Genomic DNA, 15579 nt, shown 5'->3' with positions numbered 1-15579 from the left:
TTGACCTGCATCGGCCCGGCGTCGGGCCGAAACAGCTCACACGTGCTCTACGCTTTTACGGCTTCGACAGGGCGTGCAACTGCTCCAGGATCACCTTGGCCAGGGTCGCGTAATCGCCCTTGAAATGGTGATCGCCCGGCAGCGCAACGCGCTTGGCAGCGGCGGCAGGCAGGCTGGGGCACAGTGCATCGTCGTCGTCCTGGCCGTAGATGCAGACCGTACTGCCGGCCGGCAAGCGCTGTACTTCCGGCGCGATCGGCAGGCCCTCATCATCCGAGCCCAGCCAGTTGCTGACATGGAATTCGTAGTCGGCCAGCTTGCCCACCGACAGCAGTGCGGTCATGCGGATACTCTGCTTGGTCGGTGCGGGCAGCTTGTTGATCGCCGCCGGCAATACGTCGGCACCTTGCGAAAAACCGATCAACACCACGCGCTCGCGCTGCCAGCGTTGCGCGTAGACGCGTGCAATACGGTCCAGGTCGGTGGCAAAGCCCTGCGGCGTGCGCTCGGTCCAGAAATAGCGCAACGAATCCAGCCCAACCACCGGAATGCCCTGCGCTGCCAGTGCGTCGGCTACCTCTTCATCCAGGCCCGCCCAGCCGCCGTCGCCGGATACGAAGATCACGAAGGTGTCGTCGTCGCTGTCGCCATCCGGCTTGGCCGGCACTTCCACCACCGGCAGATCGGCCAGCCCACCCGGCGGCGGCGGCAGGGCCACGCCCTTCTGCTCGCCCAGCGAACGGGCGGCCGCGCGCAGGCCGGGCAGGATGTCGCCCCGCGCAGAGCGCTTGAAAGTGCGCGCCTGCGGGATCTGCTTGAGAAAGGCCTCTTCGGCCGGCGCAGGGCACCGCTTGTCCTGGCTGCCGGCAAGCACCCACGGAATCTGCAGCGGCACCGGAATCAGACGATTGCTCCCTGGCTGCACGCCGGGCTGGCAGATCGCCTGATCGGACACCGCCGCCGGGCACACCCCGTCGGTGAGCACGCCGGCCAGCACATGCGGCTTGGCCTGTGCGCCGATCGCGTACGCCAGCGCAGCACCTTCTCCATCACCGACCAGCAGCGGCAGGCGGTAGGTGGGGATGTGATAGAAGGCCTGCAGATAGCGGGAAAAATTCTCCACATCGCCGACCGAGAACGCGCAGGTGCCGCCGGCCTTGCGCAGCACCGCATACAGATGGGCGATGTCCACCACGGCGACCATGGCGCCATCGTCGCGCAGGGCTTGGGCCTGCGCCTGGCGCGTGCCGGCATTGCCGGAGCCGGCCAGCCAGATCACCACGCGCTCGGGCTCGCCCTTGGGCATCAGCACCGGCACCTGTTCGAAGCGCCCGTGGCTGACCGGATCCGGGGCCTGCGCGGCAGCCATGCCCGACAGCGTCAACACCGCCGCTGCGCAGAGCGCGCTCCATCGTTCAAGTCGTCGCATGTCGCACCATCGGGGAAAGTGGTCCAAAGATAATCGTTCCGGCGCGTGCCGCGAAGCGCCGCGCTTCGCTTACCGCGCCGGCATCTGCTGGCGGGCTTCCCAGGCAGCCAGGGCCTGGTGGTAGCGGCTCAACTCCTCGGCGTACAGATCGTGCACGCACAGTGGGCAGCCGCTCTCGCAGCATTCGTTGGGCGCTGGCGCCTGCGGCGGTTGCGGACGTGGATCGGCGGCGGAAACGGCGGGCTCGTGCATGCGGCCATTGTAGCGTGCGTGATCCGCCCTCCCCGAGGCGGCGTAACGCAGCGCACTGGCCCATCAACGGCCCAGCCGGCGACGCAGGTTGGCGCGCGCCGCGGCATCGGCCTTGGCATGGAAATACGCGCTGAGAAAGATGCGCGGCCGCTTCAGTAGGCCGGCCAGAAAACGCCGCCGGTTCAGACGGAACAGCAGCGCCGGCACATGGCCTCGGTACTCGTCGGCGATTGCGCGGTCGTAGGCTTCGAAGATCTGGGCCGGCGCCGCCAGGATCGCCATGTCGCAGTCCAGAAACAGCGCCGCCTCTTCGTCGACATCGGTCGGTTGCAGCTGGCCATGCCGTGCGGTGAGCAGGATCAGCGTCTGCACGCGCGCAAGGTCCACCTCGGCCTGTGGCCACCAACGCGGGATGCAGTCCAGTGCCCACGCCGCCGATTGCGCTTCGTTGTCGCTACGCCCGGGCTGGTACACCGCATCGTGGAACAGCACCGCCAGCCAGACCTCCACCGGTTGCCGCCACCCCGGCCCGGCAGCGACCTCGGCATAGTGCTGCAACAGTGCGCGCACGTGGCCGAAGTGATGATAGGCGCGCACAGGCGTGGCATAGGCCTGTTCCAGTGCGGCCAGGTGGTCGGCATGCAACGGCAGCGGTGTGGGGATGTCCATGGGCGCAGGCTAGCGCGTACGCGCCGCTGTGCCCATGGGTGCGGCGGTTCAGTGCAGCGACCAGCACCCTTCGATCTGGTAGCGCGACTGCCCCAGGAAACTGCGCACCAACGCAAATTCACGCACCGTCCAGGCCAGTGCCTCGCAACGTCGCTGCGGCAGGGTCTGATTGCAGTACAGCAGGGTCATATGCGGCGTGTACTGCGCATCGCCGGCAATGCCCGCATGCGCCAGCTGCCGCCCCAATGCCCCCTGCAACTCATACAACCCGCGCACCCGCTCTTCGCCGCGCAACACGCAAGGCAATTGCGAGCGTCGCCCACCGAAGGTGCCAACGCGGTCGAATTCCACAGCGAAGGCTGGCAGGGCAATGCGTTCGGCGGCCTGGCTGGCCCGGCTGACCAGCGACGGCGGCAATCCGCCCGCGTAGTCGCCCAGGTGATGCAAGGTCACGTGCAGCCGCTCGCGCCCCAGCAGCTTTCCCTCCACCTGCCCCGCCTGCAGCAGACTGTTGGCGATGTCGCTCGCGCGTTCGGCGGTCTGTGCATCTGCCATCACCGCAAAGAACAGCCGCTCGGTGGGCTTCTCTTCGCCCAAGCCCAGCGACAGCTGCGCCTCGGCCGATGACAAGTAGAGAAACTGCTGTTTCATGAGGGTGTCCACGTCCGCCTGCGCGGGCCTGGCTGAAGAAGGGCGGCGGATACTAGCAGACCGGGTGCCTGCCGAATACGCCGCAGTCGCATGCATCGCTGTGGAACACAGTGCGCTCGTGGAACAGCAATTGCACACCGCACAAAAAGAAACGGGCAGCATGCGCTACCCGTTTCCCGCCTGTATCGATTTACTCCGGAGCTGCATCGAGTTGATGCACTACGGAATCGCAATCACGTTACGCCGCGTTCTTCATCGCGTGCTTGCGGTTGCGCATCACGTCATGGCACGCACGCACTTCCGGCAACAGACGCAGTGCGGCGTCGCGTGCGGCGGCCGGCGTGTCCTGATCGGCGATGGTTTCGTCGAAGGCCTTCAGCAGGCGATCTTCCGACTCTTCCAGCTCGGCCACGTAGCCGTACTTGGTGTCGCCCAGCGTTGCACGGACCTTGCCGTAAAACTGCTGCATGCTGCCGACCATGGTGCCGTGCTTTTCCGGCGTCCCGCCCACCGACGCCACAACGCTGCTCAGATTGCTGACGATGTCGCTCTTGACGCCGGCGATGCGGCGGAACAGCGTCGCAAGCTCGGCATCGCCCACCTTGGCGGCGGCTTCGTCGTAGAAGTCCTTGCCGTCGCGGGAAATGGCGATGAGATCGTTGAGGCTGTGCTCGGTCTTGCTCTGGGTGCTCATGTGTCGCTCCTGGTTGCATGGGCCGCGCGGCGCGGTAATGCGTTGCGCTTGGCTGTCGGGGAATAACGCAATCGATGCGTTGATTGCGGCGCCTTGGCGTTGTGTACGGGGCCATGCTGGCCGCGCGCGCATAATTGGCATGTGAGCGATACGGGACATGTCATCACGCCATCATGCGGCCGATGAACTGCGATTCATCAATGCCAATAGCGCATCAAGATCACGACTCTCTGGGTTGCCGGCTGGCCCACATATTGTCGATCAGATTCGGATACGGACGCCCCGCCTCTTCTGCCCGCCTTCGGGCAGCAGCCTTCTGCGCCTCGGTCAACGGCGTAGAGGCCTTACGTTTTGGGCTGGAGCGCTTCCATGGGGGTGGAGTGAAGTCGGTCATGACGGTTCGGTCCGCTTACTGGCAAGCACGCAGTCTCGATGGCCAGTCGTGAGGCGACCGTGGATGGGACATGGCCGCGCACTGCAGCAGCGTGGGTCTTCGCAATCTCTGGACAACCGGTATCGGTACCACCTGCACACATGCATGGTGTCCAAGCATGCAGATGTCAGCGAGGCCGTGTCGCCCGCCAGGGGCCGACCCGCCACTGGATCATCTCAATAGCTGGCCAGCGCGCCGCGCTGACGTTGTTCCTGCCACACCGCTGCCGCATAGATCAGCACGCCACCCAGCGCGGTGGCCGCGCCAACGTAGCCAGTGGACGTCCAGCCCCAGCCTGTGGTGATGGCCATGCCGCCCAGCCACGGCCCCAGCGCATTGGCGGTATTGAACGCTGCATGGTTGGACGCCGCCGCCAGGGTCTGCGCTTCGGCGGCCACATCCATCAGGCGGGTCTGCAATGCAGGCGCCAGGGCGCCCATGGTGCCCACCGCGATGACGGAGACAAACACCCACAGTTCCGAGTGCGCGGCCAGCGGAAACGTCAGCATCACCGCGATCGACCACCCCAGCAGCACCTGCACTGCGCGGAACTGCAGGCGATCAAACAGCCAGCCCCCCAGTATGCTGCCCAGCACGCCGCCCACGCCAAAGGCGGCCATGGCCAGCGGGATGCGCGCCGGCTCCACGCCGGTCACCGCCGTCAGTGTCGGCGCCAGATAACTGAAGACGCAGAACATGCCGGAGAACCCCACGGCGCCGATTGCCAGCGCCAACCACACCTGTGGTCGGTTGAACGCTCGCAGCTCGCGCAAGGGCTGCTGCCGCGGCTCGTCGGGCGCGGGCGGCAACAAGGCGGCCACCGCCGCGACCGTGCCCAATGCGATCACCGACACCGACGCATACGCCCAGCGCCAGCTGACGATCTGCCCCAGCCAGGTCGCCAATGGATTGCCCACCAGCAACGCCACGCTCAAGCCCAGCAGCACGCGTCCCACCGCAGTCGCGCGCTGGTTGGGCGGGCTGATCGATGCGGCCACCAACGAGGCCACACCGAAATACGCGCCATGCGGCAGGCCTGCGATGAAGCGGCACAGCAGCATCGTGTGATAGCTCGGCGCCAACGCGCTGGCCAGATTGCCGAGCGCGTAGAACACCATCAGCAGCAGCAACAGGGTGCGGCGCGGCCAGCGCGCGCCCAGAATTGCCAGCAACGGCGCGCCAACCACCACGCCCAGTGCGTAGGCACTGATGACATGGCCTACCTGCGGCTCGCTGATCCGCAGGCCCTGCGCAATCTGCGTCATCAGGCCCATCGTGGAGAATTCGCTGATACCGATCGCAAAGCCGCCCATCGCCAGCGCCAGCAGGATCAGCACGTAGTCGCGCCGGGGCACGCGCGGGGCGGAAGGCTCGATATCGGACATGCCCGACTCCAGATTGACGGGGCGGCTTATTATTGTGCAATGCAGCAATGCAGGAAAGGCCGATGTTCCTGGCGATTCAGCCCGCACGCCTTGCCCGTCACAGTTTGGCCCACTTCCGTGCACCGGGAGACGCTGTGTCCTACCAGCGTCGCTCGAATCCGCTTGGGTTCGCCACCATCGCTGTGGAGCACCGCGATCGGCGCGGCGCCGCGCCTTGCGTGCGATCCCACAACGACTGGTTGCTGATGTCCAAATCCACTCAATCCCCACTGTTTTCCCCGGTGCGCCTGGGCGCGCTGGACCTTGCCAACCGCGTGATCATGGCGCCGCTGACGCGTAACCGCGCCGGCGCCGGGCAGGTCCCGTCGCCGCTGGCCGCCGAATACTACGGCCAGCGCGCCACTGCCGGCCTGATCGTCGCCGAAGGCACGCAGATCAGTCCGCTCGGCCAGGGCTACCTGGATACGCCGGGCATCCATACCACCCAACAGGTCGCCGGCTGGCGCGCGGTCACCGATGAAGTGCATCGCCGTGGCGGCAAGATCGTGTTGCAGCTCTGGCATGTCGGCCGCGTCTCGCACACCAGCGTACTGCCGCCGGGCGAAGTGCCGGTCGCGCCCAGCGCGATTCGTGCGGAGGGCAAGACCTACACCAAGAACGGCTTCGAGGACGTTTCCGAACCGCGTGCATTGGCGCTGGACGAAATCCCCGCGCTGATCGAGGACTACCGCATCGCCGCGCGCAATGCGATCGAGGCCGGTTTCGATGGCGTGGAAGTGCATGCGGCCAATGGCTACCTGCTCGACCAGTTCCTGCGCGATGGTTCCAACAAGCGCACCGATGCCTACGGCGGCGATATCGAAAACCGCACCCGCCTGCTCGCCGAAGTGGTACAGGCCATCGCCGATGAGATCGGTGCCGAGCGCACCGGCGTGCGCCTGTCGCCGGTCACCCCGGTCTACGGCGCACACGACTCCAACCCGCAGCCGCTGTTCGAACGTGCCGTGGAGCGGCTGAACCTGATCGGCGGCCTGGCGTTCGTGCACGTGATCGAGGGCGCCACCGGCGGTGCGCGCGACAACATCGCCTTCGACTACGCTGCGCTGCGCGCCAAGTTCGATGGCGCCTGGATCGCCAACAACGGCTATGACCGCGCGATGTCCGAGCATGCCCTCAGCAGCGGCTATGCCGATGCCATCGCCTATGGCCGCCCGTTCATTGCCAACCCGGATCTGGTGCGTCGCCTGCGCGAACACGCCCCGCTGGCCGAGGTGGATCAGTCCACCCTCTATGGCGGCGGCGCCAAGGGCTATACCGATTATCCGGCGTTGCCGGAGTAAGCATCACGCCAGCACGCCCGATCGTCGTTGCCATGCGGCGGCGATCGGGCTGCGAGCGTCATCGCCCACGCGCCACACGCGCACTGCCGGAATTCCTGCAGCCGCACACCAGATAGCACGCGCCGCCTCGACTACCGGGCGGCGCCACCTTCGCATGCCGCGCTTATCGCACCGCATCGCCCGGTGACGCGTGCGCGTCTGCCCGCTAGCATCGGTGCAACCCTCCTGATGGGAACGCCGATGCGACCCCCGCTCTCGTTTGCACTGCTGTGCATGTTGCTGATAGGTGGTCACGCGGCCGCCGCGCCGTTCTGGGGCGCCCGCCAGTCCAGCCCCGCGGGCACCCTGCCTGCCGACCTGAAGCCGGGCGAATGGATCTGGGGCGGCGTGAGCAAGGGCTGGGGACCGATGGCGGTGATCGTCAGCCTCACCGAACAACGCGCGTATGCGTATCGCAACGGCATCCTGATCGGCGTGTCCACCATCAGCTCCGGCAAGCCCGGGCATGAGACCCCCACCGGGGTATTCACCATCCTGCAGAAGGACCGGGATCACCGCTCCAACATCTACAACGCCGCGCCGATGCCGTATCAGCAGCGGCTCACCTGGGATGGCGTGGCGCTGCATGCCGGCGGCCTGCCCGGCTACCCGGAATCGCATGGCTGCGTGCACCTGCCATCGGAATTCGCCCGACTGCTGTTCGACAATTCCAACATGGGCATGGTGGTGGTCGTGGCGCAGGCCGGCGTCAGTGCCGACGATGTGGTGCATCCGCGCGCGCTCAGCCCGATCGACCCGACCACCGGCGCCGAGCGCCCGCTGCTGCCGCTGCCCAACGGCCAGGCATTTGCATGGCAACCGGCGTTGGCGCCCACCGGCCCGATCTCGATGCTGGTCAGCAGCGCCGACCAGCAATTGCTGGTCTATCGCAATGGCGTGGAAATCGGGCGTGCCCGGGTCGCCGTGCATGCGCCGCCGGGTGCACCGCCGCTGGGCACGCAGGCCTTCATCGTCGGCCAGGGCTTTCTGCCCGGCGAAATTGCCGGCCTGCCCGGTCGCCGCATGCCCAACTGGATGCGCATCGGCATTCCCGGCAGCACGGCCGCGGCAGGCCAGGCGCTGGATCCCGACACCATCGCGCGGCTGCAGGTACCGCCGGCGTTCCTGGCCGAGCTGCTGCCCTTGCTGACGCCCGGCGTCGTCCTGGTCGCCACCGACCAGCGCATCCTGCCGGAGACCACCGGCGGCAAGCTGCAGGTGCTGGATTCGGATCCGCCCGAGCCGCACTGACGCAGGTCACGCTGGCAGTGCGATCCGGCGGCCGACCTGGCGCCATCCGACTCCACGCCAGCGACTGCTTTCGTCCCAGCATGTTGCGTGCATGGTCGGAAGATACGCAGGGGCTGGTGGTGGAAGTCTCCCCACGCCATTCCGGCACGCATCGCCATTACCGGGTGGAACTGATGGACAGTTGCAACGAACTCAGCGGCGCGCCGCCGATCCGCTTCGTGTCCGGCATGGGCTTGAACGCGATCTGCGGCAATCCCGGCGACAAGATCGACGTGCTGGACGAGATCGGCATTGCCGGCGCAAACGCCGGTGCCGGCCATGAAGGAGACCTGGGCACGACGCGTGGCGGCCGGCTCTCACGCATGCGCCAGAGCTGCCTGGTGGCAGCGGTGTATCCGCGCGACTGAGTATGGGCTCGGCTCGGCGGGCCTGGCGCGTTGCGCATGGAACCTGATCTTGCGGCGCGTGCTGATTGCCGTTCGCCGCCCGGTGCGGCTCACCGCCGCGCAGATCACTGCACGCCGCCATCAACCGGGTGCACACAGGCCGCAGCTTGCATGCCAATACCGATCATGCACCTCACGTGCGCAACTGGCAGCCATCAAGCCGCCAACATGTGGCTATGCCTTGCGCAGGAAGCAGGTCTTCAGCACCAGTCCCTTGATCTTTTCCGAGTTGCCCTCGATATGCTCGGCATCGTCTTCGACCAGGCGGATATTGCGGATCACCGTGCCCTGCTTGAGCGGAATCGACGAGCCCTTGACCTTGAGATCCTTGATTACCGTCACCGTATCGCCGGCCTGCAGCACGTTGCCGTTGCTGTCGCGTACCACGGTGGCATTTGCAGCAGGCTCTCCCGCGCTCCACTCGAAACCGCAGTCTGCGCAGACCGACAGCGCGCCGTCGGCATAGGTGTTGTCCTGGCCGCATTGCGGGCAGGCGGGAACGGTAGACATGCGAGTCCTTGATCGAAACGGGCGTGGATTGTAGCTGCCGGCGCCGCGATCACGTAGCGGGCACGGCTACGGCGCGATAGTGCAGCGCTTGCCGAACACTGCAGGCCGCCCGTGTCCAATCGCTCAGACCCTTCCACACCTGGCGCCGCATCGCCGCGCGCCGATGCGCCCGCTGCCGGGCAGAACGGCGACGCCGCCAAGGCCGCGGATGCGAACGCCGGGCCGGACCACACCGGGCAGGATCACACCAAGGGCTCGCACCTGGTGGTCTACGTCGCCCTGGCCGGCAACCTGGCCATTGCGGTGGCCAAGTTCATCGCGGCCGGCATCTCCGGCAGTTCGGCCATGCTCAGCGAGGGCGTGCATTCGTTGGTGGACACGGTCAACGAAGTGCTGCTGCTGTATGGCCTGCGTCGCGCGGCGCGCGCGCCCACGCCCACCCATCCGTTCGGCTACGGGCGCGAGCTGTATTTCTGGAGCTTCATCGTGGCGCTGCTGGTGTTTGCGATGGGCGCCGGCGTATCGCTGTACGAAGGCATCGTGCATCTGCGCCATCCCGAGCCTGCCAAGAGCCACCTGGTCGCCTACTGCGTGCTCGGCGTATCCATCGTGTTCGAAGGCATTTCCTGGGTGGTGGCGTTGCGCGAGTTCCGTGCCAAGAAGGGCCGCATGGGCTACTTCGAAGCGTTTCGCAAAAGCAAGGATCCCAGCACCTTCACCGTGCTGCTGGAAGACAGCGCCGCGCTGATCGGCTTGTTCATGGCCCTGCTCGGCCTGGCCGGCGCGCAGCTACTGGACATGCCGGAGCTCGACGGCATCGCCTCGATCGGCATTGCCGGCGTGCTCGCCTTTACCGCTTTCCTGCTGGCGCGGGAAACCAAGGGCTTGCTGATCGGCGAACCCGCGCATGCGCATGTCAGCGCGTCGCTGTTGCGCATTGCCGCCAGCGACCCGGACGTGCGTGCCGCCAATGGCGTGCTGACCATGCAGATGGGCCCCAACCAGGTGGTGGCCGCGCTGAGTGCCGAATTCGAAGACACCCGCAGCACGCCGGACATCGAAGCCTGTGTCGCGCGTATCGAAGCGGCGGCCAAGCGCCAGCATCCGGAGATCACCGCCCTGTTCGTCAAGCCGCAGACGCCGGAAACCTGGCAGGCGCGACGCACCCAGATCGAACGTGGCGCGCAGGCCGACTGAGCGCCATCGACCCACATACTGCGAAGCTGACCGAAGCGCTTAGCGCGTTTCTGCAGGATCCACGCTCCCTGCGGTGGGCGTGGCATCGCGTCACACCAGCGCGCCTGATCGCAGCCGACATGCAACGCCATGCCCGATGACCGCGCACACCGGTACGCCCGATGGTCTTGCGCGTACCGCATATACGCAGCGCCGTTCGGTGGCGCGTCCGGCATGCGCGCTTCCACCAAGCTGATCCTCGGCCCAACCACCGCTCCGGCAGCGGTTGCATGATGCAGCCCGATTGCCTACGGTGTGCCTGCGGCATCTCTTCGCATCGTGAATCAGCCGGTGCACTCCCCTCGATCCCACTCATGGAGGTTTCCAATGGAAATCAGCCAGGGTCGCGTTGCGACCATTCATTACACCCTTTCCGACGACAGCGGCCAGGTACTGGACCGTTCCACGCCGGACACGCCGCTGAGCTACCTGCATGGTGCCGGCAATATCGTCCCCGGCCTGGAGCAGGCGCTGGACGGCAGGCAAGCCGGCGACACCCTCACTGCCGATGTCGCCCCGCAGCAAGGCTATGGCCCACGCCACGAGCAGTTGATCCAGCATGTGCCGCGCAAGGCCTTCCCCACCGATGTGGAGGTGGTGCCAGGCGTGCAGTTCGAGGCACGCACCCAGCAGGGTCCAGTGCTGGTCACCGTGACCGAGGTGGGCCCAGAGCAGGTCACCGTGGATGGCAACCACCCGCTCGCCGGGCAGACCCTGCATTTCGCAGTGGAAGTGGTGCAGGTGCGCGAAGCCACCACCGAGGAGTTGAACCAGGGCCACGTCGACGACGTCGCCGCCTGAGGCCAGCTGCCGCGTGCCTTCGGCACATGGCAGCGCTGGCTCTGCTTCGTCCAGGGATGCTGTCCGGGCCCACCGGCCTGGACGGCAGGTGCGGCCGGCGTAGTACAGTGCGCGGCCCGTTCCCAGGCAGCTGCGCATGAAACTCGGCATCGACTTCGGTACCAGCAACTCCGCCGCTGCGGCAATCGTCGACGGCCAGGTGGAGCCGGTGCGCTTCGGCGAGGCCTTGCAGTTCCGCACCACGGTGTACTTTCCCGAGACCATGCGCGACCCGGAGGATTTCAGCCTGACACCGGCGCTGGAATACGAGATGGAGCGCCTGATCGATTCCGCGCGCCGCGACGCCACCGCGGCCGGGCGCTTGTCCAATCCCGACAGCCTGCGGCGCGATGCGCTGCGTATCGTGCGCCGCCAGTGGATGGAGCAGCAGGTACGCGAGCCGCGGAGTTCGGCGGCACTGCTGCAGAACGCGGTGTACGGCGACGAGGCGTTGGACGCCTATTTTCTCGAAGGCGAAGGCAATCTGGTGCAGAGTCCCAAGTCGATGCTGGGCTACAACCTGCATCCGCGTGCGCGCCAGACCATCACCGGCATCGCCACGCACGTGCTGGAACATATCCGCCTCACCGCCTCGCGTCAGTTCGACATCAATATCCGCGCCGCCGTGCTCGGTCGTCCGGTGCAGTTCCGCAGTTCGATCGGTGATGCAGGCAATGCACAGGCGCTGGATATCCTGCAGAGCGCCGCCATCGCCGCCGGCTTCGACAGTGTGGAGTTTCTCGAAGAACCCGCTGCCGCGGCCATGCATTACCACGTCAGCCACGACAGCCGGCACGAGACCGTGGTGGTCGATATCGGGGGCGGTACCACCGATATCGCGCATGCCAGCGTCGGAGGCAGCACCGCGCCGCAGGTGCATCGCGCCTGGGGCATCGCGCGCGGCGGGACCGATATCGATCTGGCACTCAGCCTTGCCAGCTACATGCCGCTGTTCGGGCGCGGCAGCACCCGGGTGCCGGCGCACCATTACGTGGAAGCGGCGATGGTGCAGGACATGACGCGCCAGCGCGAGTTCCGCCTGCACAACTACCAGGACGCCCCGGCCCCGTTCGATACGCGCCTGAAGGCGCTGCAGGACACCGGCAATACCGCGCGCCTGTATCGCAACGTGGAAGCCTGCAAGATTGCGCTCAGCGAAGCCGACCAGCACCACACGGCACTGGATTTCATCGAACGCGGCCTGCAGGTCGACGTGCAGGCCGATGCCTTGGTTGCGTCCGCCTCCAGCTACCTGCGCGAGCTGGAAGCGCTGCTGGCGCAGGTCCGCGCCGACATGGCCGCGCCGCCGGCCACCCTGTTCCTGACTGGCGGCATGTCGCGCGCCGGCTATCTGCGCGACGCAGTGGCGGCCGCTTTCCCGGAATCGCGCATGGTGCAGGGCGATCCGTCGTTCGGGGTCGTGCAAGGCCTGGCCTGGGCGGCGGCAGGCGGCGCCCGTCCATCGGACGGTTAACAAAAATCGCCAGTCAGCTCGTATAATGCACGGTTGCTGCCTGACGCCCCGCCGTCATGCCGGCAAGGCACGCCCGCCGTGCCGCCGCGATTGCGCACCGAGCGCGATCGCACTTCTCGACACCGCTTCACGCGCGCGCCACTCTTCGCCGCACGCGGTGTCATTGCACTTCCCCGCTACAGGAGGCCACATGGCACGTCCCGCGACCAAGCAGAAATCCCAGCCCAGCATCGCTCGCAGCGAAGGCAAGTCGCAGCCGCTCAGTCGTGAGCGCATCGCTGCCGACATTGCCGCGTTCCGCAAGACCGGCGGCCGGATCGAAGTGCTCACCACCAACTTCGGCCCCGCGCGCAACGATGGCGACAAGATCGGCTGAGCGGCACGCTGCTGTCGTTTTGCCCCCGCCGGGCGGCGAGCAGACCGGCAGTTGCCTGCAAGGGTTGCCCTGAAGTGTTTCACCGACGTGCCACCGCAAGGTGGCACGTTTGTTTTGCAGGCCCGGTTGCCGCGGCTCAGTTGGTGTAGTCGATACGCACCGAGCCCGAGTGCGACTCCAGCTTGATGTCGCCATTGCCGCCGCCCAGCGTGGTGCCCAGGTGCTTGCCGGGGCCGTACTCGGGGCGCTCGACCTTGCCGACCACCGAGCGGATGTGGCCGCTGAACACGTCCACGTCCAGCGCTGCCGGCACGTTGCGCGGCAGCCCCAGCGTGGTCGTGCCGCTGACGCTTTCTGCAGAAATGCTGCCGCCCGGCGCCAGCCCGGCCACTGTCAATACGGTCGCGCCCGATACGCTTTCCGAGCGCAACTGCGACACCTGGCCGGCGCCGATCCGGATCTGACCGGATACCGATTCGACCGACACCCCGCCGCTGGCGCCGGCCTGCGCGTCGATCTCCCGCTGACCGTACTTGGTCGCGGGCCCAGCCGCGCAAACGGATCTTGCCGGCCATGTTTCCCAGTTCCACTCGCCCTCCGCGCACCAGCGGATGACGCTGATTCACGGCAGTCTGCGCTGCCGCAGGCTTAGCGCAAAACGCGGCCAACAGCAGCAGGGAAACGGTGGCGTAGCGCATGGGCATGCTTCTCAACTCGTTAAGGACGCCTCGCCTTGCAAGGCGAGACGGGTCAACTGCAGCCGCTTGGCGTAGGTACGCTGCAGCTGCGAGAACGAAAAGGCCGAACGCGGGCTCTGCACGATGGCGGCATGAATGCTGCAGGCACTGTGATCCAGCGCGTCCAGCGCGGGCCGCAGCTCCACCGGCACCTGCTGCAGCGGAAATTCCGCCATGGCCGGCTGGTGTTGCCCAGCCATCGCCTGCGCCTGCAGCACCAGCGCCGGCTGTGCGGGTGGTGGCGCCGGCCGGTGGATGCCGGGCACCACCGCGATCACGGCCACCGCCGCGGCCAGGGCCACGCCGAGTGCCGGTAGTACCCGGCGCCATTGCGGGAGCGATGCGTTCCCACACCTGCGCAGGTGGCAGGCGTTGCTGCGGCCTTTTTTCGCACATGAATCTCACGTGCTCACCCGCCGCCGGATCGGCCTGGCGTTGCAGCGATCGCATCCCCGCCCTGCCGCTGGAGCGCAAAACCTTTACCCGGATCGAACTGTGCCTGCGACGCATCGCGTGGCCGCAGTCTTCCTGCGTTGGCCTGGATGGCTTGGCTGGATGGATGCCGGCCCGTGCCGTCGAGCAGACCTGGCAGCGTCACCCATCGCAACGCCCCGAGCAAGCCGATCGCGGCGGGCAGCGTGTCTGGCGGGGTGAGCGTGCATTGATGCCCTGCTCCTGGTGGTCGGCAGTCGCACGTTACAATGGGCGCCTGTTCCGCCTTCCCATGCAGTGATGTCCGCGTCCGATGCCTTGCCCGCCATGATCCGCAGTCTGTTGCCGCACTGGAATCCGGAATGGCTGGCGGTGGCGGTGCCAACGATCAAGATCGTCATGATCCTCGCGGTGGCGGCGCTAACCCGGTTACTGCTGCGCCAACTCTTGCGGCGCATCTGCGCGCATTACAGCGTCCCGGCCGAGATTACGATTGGTATTCGCCGCGTCGGAAGCTTCGTGATTTCGCTCAGTGCGATTCTCATTGCGCTGCATGTGCTTGGGGTTTCGACCGCCGTGCTGTGGACGGCCTTCACCAGCTTTGCAGCGGTTGGCGCGGTCGCGTTCTTCGCTGCGTGGAGTGTGCTGTCCAATATCTTCTGCACATTCCTGATCATCACCACCCGCCCCTTCCGGCTGCACGACCACATCGAATTGCTCGAAGGGGGCGACAAGCCAGGCCTGAAGGGGCGCGTGATCGATATCAATGTGATCTACACGACGCTGGAAGAAACCGGCGACCATGCCGGCAGCGTACTGCAGGTACCCAACAGCCTGTTCTTCCAGCGCACGACGCGTCGTTGGCGCGAGAGTAGCGGCTTCAACGCAAGCTAACAGCGCAGCAGCTCACGCGGCTGGCGTGCCACGCGAGCTGCGCCGCCATGTACATCGGCGCTTTGTCGCATGCGCGTGCCAAGGTATCGCCTGCTCCGTTCGCACGACACAGCCTTGCGCCCGCATGCTGACGGACAGGCCACCGGCCCGGTCAGCGCAGCTGACTGTCCTTGCTGCCACGGCGGTTGAAGCCGCTCTGCGCCCCAAGCTCCTGATCATGCATTTCCTGACAGCTCACGCACAGGTGCACGCCCGGCACGGCCTTGCGACGCGCCTCTGGAATCGATGCGTCACAGTCCTCGCAGTGCGTCAGGCTAGGCCCCCGGTGCAGCTGGCTCCGTGCGCGTTTGATTGCATCCTCGACAGTGGCATCGATCTGGTCCTGCACCGCTCCATCACCCGCCCATCCGGTTGCCATGGTGGTCTCACCCTTCGCTGGTCAGGCTGACACTATGGTCATCGGCGCAGGCAAATCCAAGCCGGCCGTGCAC

The 15579-nt window shown here is 66.6% G+C and carries 18 protein-coding genes; 8 read left to right on the top strand and 10 right to left on the bottom strand.

Annotation, left to right across the window (positions count from 1 at the left end; translation table 11 throughout):
• Positions 1-55: 55 nt before the first annotated feature.
• The 6 genes from HG421_RS05285 to HG421_RS05260 form a co-directional block, all read right to left on the bottom strand.
• A complete protein-coding gene (locus HG421_RS05285) occupies positions 56-1429 on the bottom strand; it encodes a virulence factor (protein ID WP_169705519.1) in 1374 nt (457 codons plus the stop codon).
• Positions 1430-1498: 69 nt separating this feature from the next.
• Entirely contained in the window at positions 1499-1681 is a 183-nt protein-coding gene (locus tag HG421_RS05280; RefSeq protein WP_169705518.1) for an oxidoreductase-like domain-containing protein, read from the bottom strand.
• 63 nt (positions 1682-1744) lie between these two features.
• Complete coding sequence (locus tag HG421_RS05275; protein WP_169705517.1) at positions 1745-2350, bottom strand: HD domain-containing protein; 606 nt, start codon at positions 2348-2350, stop codon at positions 1745-1747.
• 48 nt (positions 2351-2398) lie between these two features.
• Positions 2399-3001, bottom strand: coding sequence for an RNA 2',3'-cyclic phosphodiesterase (gene thpR / locus HG421_RS05270; protein WP_169705516.1), 603 nt, complete (start codon positions 2999-3001; stop codon positions 2399-2401).
• A 238-nt stretch (positions 3002-3239) separates the two neighbouring features.
• Complete coding sequence (locus HG421_RS05265) at positions 3240-3695, bottom strand: PA2169 family four-helix-bundle protein (protein WP_169705515.1); 456 nt, start codon at positions 3693-3695, stop codon at positions 3240-3242.
• A 609-nt stretch (positions 3696-4304) separates the two neighbouring features.
• Positions 4305-5513, bottom strand: coding sequence for an MFS transporter (locus tag HG421_RS05260; RefSeq protein WP_169705514.1), 1209 nt, complete (start codon positions 5511-5513; stop codon positions 4305-4307).
• Between the two features lie 245 nt (positions 5514-5758).
• On the opposite strand from HG421_RS05260, the gene HG421_RS05255 reads away from it, so the two are divergent.
• From HG421_RS05255 to HG421_RS05245, 3 genes are all read left to right on the top strand, one after another.
• Complete coding sequence (locus HG421_RS05255) at positions 5759-6853, top strand: alkene reductase (RefSeq protein WP_169705513.1); 1095 nt, start codon at positions 5759-5761, stop codon at positions 6851-6853.
• Positions 6854-7093: 240 nt separating this feature from the next.
• Positions 7094-8143, top strand: a complete 1050-nt coding sequence (locus HG421_RS05250; protein ID WP_169705512.1) for a L,D-transpeptidase — start codon at positions 7094-7096, stop codon at positions 8141-8143.
• 170 nt (positions 8144-8313) lie between these two features.
• Positions 8314-8550, top strand: a complete 237-nt coding sequence (locus HG421_RS05245) for a hypothetical protein (RefSeq protein WP_169708094.1) — start codon at positions 8314-8316, stop codon at positions 8548-8550.
• Positions 8551-8763: 213 nt separating this feature from the next.
• On the opposite strand, the gene HG421_RS05240 is transcribed toward HG421_RS05245, so the two are convergent.
• Positions 8764-9099, bottom strand: a complete 336-nt coding sequence (locus HG421_RS05240; protein ID WP_064509149.1) for a zinc ribbon domain-containing protein YjdM — start codon at positions 9097-9099, stop codon at positions 8764-8766.
• A 111-nt stretch (positions 9100-9210) separates the two neighbouring features.
• On the opposite strand from HG421_RS05240, the gene HG421_RS05235 reads away from it, so the two are divergent.
• From HG421_RS05235 to HG421_RS05220, 4 genes are all read left to right on the top strand, one after another.
• On the top strand, positions 9211-10296 hold the full coding sequence (locus tag HG421_RS05235) for a cation diffusion facilitator family transporter (protein ID WP_169705511.1): 1086 nt from the start codon (positions 9211-9213) through the stop codon (positions 10294-10296).
• A gap of 366 nt (positions 10297-10662) precedes the next feature.
• A complete protein-coding gene (locus tag HG421_RS05230) occupies positions 10663-11136 on the top strand; it encodes an FKBP-type peptidyl-prolyl cis-trans isomerase (protein WP_169705510.1) in 474 nt (157 codons plus the stop codon).
• Between the two features lie 136 nt (positions 11137-11272).
• Positions 11273-12649: an Hsp70 family protein gene (locus tag HG421_RS05225; protein ID WP_169705509.1), complete on the top strand. Its 1377-nt coding sequence runs from the start codon at positions 11273-11275 to the stop codon at positions 12647-12649.
• A 190-nt stretch (positions 12650-12839) separates the two neighbouring features.
• Entirely contained in the window at positions 12840-13025 is a 186-nt protein-coding gene (locus HG421_RS05220) for a hypothetical protein (protein ID WP_029221706.1), read from the top strand.
• Between the two features lie 136 nt (positions 13026-13161).
• On the opposite strand, the gene HG421_RS05215 is transcribed toward HG421_RS05220, so the two are convergent.
• Positions 13162-13512, bottom strand: coding sequence for a hypothetical protein (locus HG421_RS05215; protein ID WP_168968098.1), 351 nt, complete (start codon positions 13510-13512; stop codon positions 13162-13164).
• A 222-nt stretch (positions 13513-13734) separates the two neighbouring features.
• A complete protein-coding gene (locus tag HG421_RS05210; RefSeq protein ID WP_248279467.1) occupies positions 13735-14064 on the bottom strand; it encodes a hypothetical protein in 330 nt (109 codons plus the stop codon).
• Positions 14065-14494: 430 nt separating this feature from the next.
• Here HG421_RS05210 and HG421_RS05205 point away from each other — a divergent pair, with 430 nt between their 5' ends.
• Complete coding sequence (locus HG421_RS05205) at positions 14495-15088, top strand: mechanosensitive ion channel family protein (RefSeq protein ID WP_169705508.1); 594 nt, start codon at positions 14495-14497, stop codon at positions 15086-15088.
• Positions 15089-15239: 151 nt separating this feature from the next.
• On the opposite strand, the gene HG421_RS05200 is transcribed toward HG421_RS05205, so the two are convergent.
• On the bottom strand, positions 15240-15506 hold the full coding sequence (locus HG421_RS05200; protein ID WP_169705507.1) for a DksA/TraR family C4-type zinc finger protein: 267 nt from the start codon (positions 15504-15506) through the stop codon (positions 15240-15242).
• Positions 15507-15579 lie beyond the last annotated feature (73 nt).

It is taken from the genome of Xanthomonas campestris pv. badrii (assembly GCF_012848175.1).
GTDB lineage: Bacteria > Pseudomonadota > Gammaproteobacteria > Xanthomonadales > Xanthomonadaceae > Xanthomonas > Xanthomonas campestris_C.
Note: the sequence above shows the minus strand (reverse complement) of the source record. Positions and strands in the feature narration are given on the sequence as shown.